At 35.4% G+C, this 3,043-nt stretch carries 4 protein-coding genes; all 4 read right to left on the bottom strand.

Annotation, left to right across the window (positions count from 1 at the left end; all coding sequences use genetic code 11):
* Positions 1–1,079: relaxase/mobilization nuclease domain-containing protein (locus tag ADH54_RS09945; RefSeq protein WP_049524997.1), on the bottom strand; the 1,079-nt coding region annotated here is incomplete at its 3' end.
* Positions 1,070–1,411 (bottom strand): plasmid mobilization protein, encoded by a 342-nt coding sequence (locus tag ADH54_RS09940; RefSeq protein WP_414716761.1) that lies wholly within the window; start codon positions 1,409–1,411, stop codon positions 1,070–1,072. The genes ADH54_RS09940 and ADH54_RS09945, both read right to left, overlap by 10 nt.
* Positions 1,412–1,659: 248 nt before the next feature.
* Positions 1,660–1,968, bottom strand: coding sequence for a hypothetical protein (locus ADH54_RS09935; protein WP_049524995.1), 309 nt, complete (start codon positions 1,966–1,968; stop codon positions 1,660–1,662).
* Positions 1,969–2,016: 48 nt separating this feature from the next.
* Positions 2,017–3,043: DUF955 domain-containing protein (locus tag ADH54_RS09930; protein WP_049524994.1), on the bottom strand; the 1,027-nt coding region annotated here is incomplete at its 5' end.

The raw sequence follows: 3,043 nt of genomic DNA, 5'->3' as shown, positions 1-3,043 counted from the left end.
AGAATAGTTCCCTTATTTCTAATCCCAAATTCCATTTCAAGATAGATTCCATTTTTCGTTTCTTCCATCACCTGCCATTCTTCAACTGTGATTCTCATTTCAAAATCATCTTCTCGTTCTGCCACCATCTTTTCATATTCAGATTTTATTTCATCAACAGATAAGGTCACCTCGTTAGCAACCACTTTCTCAGAAATTTTCTCTAAAGAATAATTTCCTTTTTTTGACAAAGTGCGATCCCTAATATTTCGTGTTTGATCTTGATCAGTCATACGATATTTTATTTCCTTCCCTGAAGTATCAACAACAAGATCTAAAGCTTTGGCCTTAGACTTGAAATCCTCTAAAGATTTTGAATGCTTCAAAAGAAAATCTAAACGAGATTTAATCTCATAGCGAAAAGAATTTTTTTTGCGATAGGCATGATAGGTTTTTCGATTAGTCCATAATTTCTCTTTGAGAATTTTGGCTCCAGCTAAATCCGCATACTTATCTGAAATATTCTCTAAACTTTTTTTCGTTCCTTTTTGCCATCGAAACTTTTTTAATGTAACAGAATTAGTAGAATTAAAAATAATGTGATTGTGAATGTGACCCTTATCCATGTGAGTCGCTATGACAAATTCATGTTGTCCGCCAGTTAATTCTAGAATCGTTTTTCGACCAATCTCATGAATTTCTTGTGGACTTAAATCATCTTCTGGTGAAAATGATTGGATGATGTGGTGAGCCAAAACACGATTTGAATTGTGAATGTCAGATCGTTCTTTTGTCCCTGCTCGTTGAGCCGCATTCTTTTTTGTCAAAAGAAATTCTTCTGTCGCTGTGCTAGCGTCTGTAATTCCATAAGTAGATACAAGTTGCTTGACTACTCGGCCATCTTTAACCACTGCTGGAAATTCAAACTGTTCATCTTGTTCTAAGAAACTCGTTTTAGTTGGATTCTCGATATAGCGTAAAGCATTATTTAAACTTTTTGTATCAGTCAGCTCGACCGTCTTTGCTTCATCCTCAATATATTTTGTAGATCGTCCTAAAGAAGCAACTCCTTTTATCTGAAGAACCTTTGTTACAACCATTGCTCTTGTTCCTTTGTTTGATTTTCTTGTTTTTGGATAAATTGGCTGACTGTATCTTTCAAATGTTTCTGCAATTCAAGAATCTGACTCAATTCATCTAGACTAGCCTGATTATCTTCGTTTACCTTTTTTGCGACCTGATTAATATTGACCCCTATCCGATTTATTTCCTTACGTAACTCTTTCAATTCTTCAAATTTTAAAATATTGACTTCTCCCATAATCAATAGGATTCGGGCAAAGGTATTAAAATTTGGCATTCCAGATTCTGCAACCTTTGTTGAAATGAACCGTGCCTCTTCTTCCGTTAAACGAATTTTTTTCTGAATCATTCGTTTTCGTTTTTCTTTATTTTTCAAGAAATCTTCACCTCTCTTCTGCTATTTTCTCTTGAGGGTCTCAGCCCCCTTTTTCTTCTGGCAAGCATAGCACTTGGGTACCCAAATGCTGTTTTTAAAAAGGTCAAAGATGGTCAGCGTGTACACCTGACCATTCTTGACTTTTTAAATCTTTGGGGAAATCCCCAATCCCCTAATCCCTGCAAGCAGGAATGTTATCCTATCACGAGGGAGAAGTTTGACTAAATTTTTAAGTCTTCCAGTAGAAGCTCCATTGTATCAACCATCTCCATTTTAAGAATTTCGTCTTTTAGTTGTTCAAATCGTTCATCACTCATCCCTTCAATTTCTTTAAGTGCAATGGGATACATTTCTACTTCTTCTAGCTCATAGTTTGTTTTAATTCGCATATCTCTACGAAGAATGTAAAGACATTCCTTACGTGAAATGTGCTGGTTAACTTCATTCACTTTTGGCGAATCTGTAGCCTCATCCTCAAAAAATATCTCCATTAAAAGATCAAAAGTTTCTTGTTTTAGATGTTCAATCATCTTCCGTTTCTCCTTTTTTGTTTTTCTTCCTACGGACTAATGCCTCCATTATCGAGGGTTGCTCAGGGACTTTTTTTCTTCCACCTGCTTTACAGCCTCCGCCTTTTGATTCCCCAACTGCTCAGATTTTTCTTTTGCCTGTTGGAGTTTAGCAGCAAACTTATCTTTCGTCACAGTTTTATTTTTCACTAATTCTAACTTAGCATCCATCCGATCAATCAAACTTTTTGCTTCTTTCTGAACAACCTGCAGTTGTTCTACCATATCTTCAAAACCATTTTTATCCTTTGCCCAAATAGCTAAATATCCAAAACTGTAGCTACTTGTATCAAAACCAAAATGATTAGCTACGACATAAGCGACACTTTCAGCTTGTAATTCTTGCTTACGATATTGGTCGTCCCCATATTGGGCACTGGTTCCTCTATGTAAATCTGCATGAGCCATTTCATGAAAAATGGTTTTTAAAATCTGTTCTTGACCCTTTAATCCTTTTGAAATAACAATTCGATTTTCATCTGGAGAGTAATAACCATTTGTGCTCTCTCTTTTAATTTCTTCAAAACTGATAGGAACCTGATTATCCATTGAAACAGCTTTGGCTGCTCGGTACAAATCTTCATAATCTTTAACATCTCCAGTCAATTCATTAATTGCTTTTGGCAATTCTTTTCCTTCTGTTTGAGATACATCAAAGACATTCCCTAACTTGAATCGAGTAACAGTGATTTCCTTCTGTTCCATTTCATTTTCAGCTGGAGTAAAATCTAACTCCTTTTGATGAACAGGAATGCTGGTTTTCACTTGATACGGAACCCAAATCTTCAGAGCTTTTGAACCCTTTTTAACTGTTCTGTCAAAATCTGTTTTCCATTTATTAAAACTAGCAACTTGGGAAACATTAGGATTTTGCATCTTCAGCAAATGAATATTGTTGAGTGAGTAGTTGTGAAACTTACTCATCGTATCCAAGAATGATTTAAACTGTTCTGAATCTAAATAGTTCTTCATTCCCTCTTTCAAGTGTTCAGCTAAAGCTTTTGTATCTTTATTTGCGACTAACTGGGAAATGGTT

The sequence above is a fragment of the Streptococcus pseudopneumoniae genome (assembly GCF_001072315.1).
Taxonomy (GTDB): Bacteria; Bacillota; Bacilli; order Lactobacillales; family Streptococcaceae; genus Streptococcus; species Streptococcus pseudopneumoniae_R.
This window is presented reverse-complemented; position numbering and strand designations above follow the sequence as displayed.

Coding starts and splice junctions, on each gene's coding strand:
- ADH54_RS09940 (WP_414716761.1), bottom strand. CDS start 1,411: ATGATTCAGAAAAAAATTCGTTTAACGGAAGAAGAGGCACGGTTCATT.
- ADH54_RS09935 (WP_049524995.1), bottom strand. CDS start 1,968: ATGATTGAACATCTAAAACAAGAAACTTTTGATCTTTTAATGGAGATA.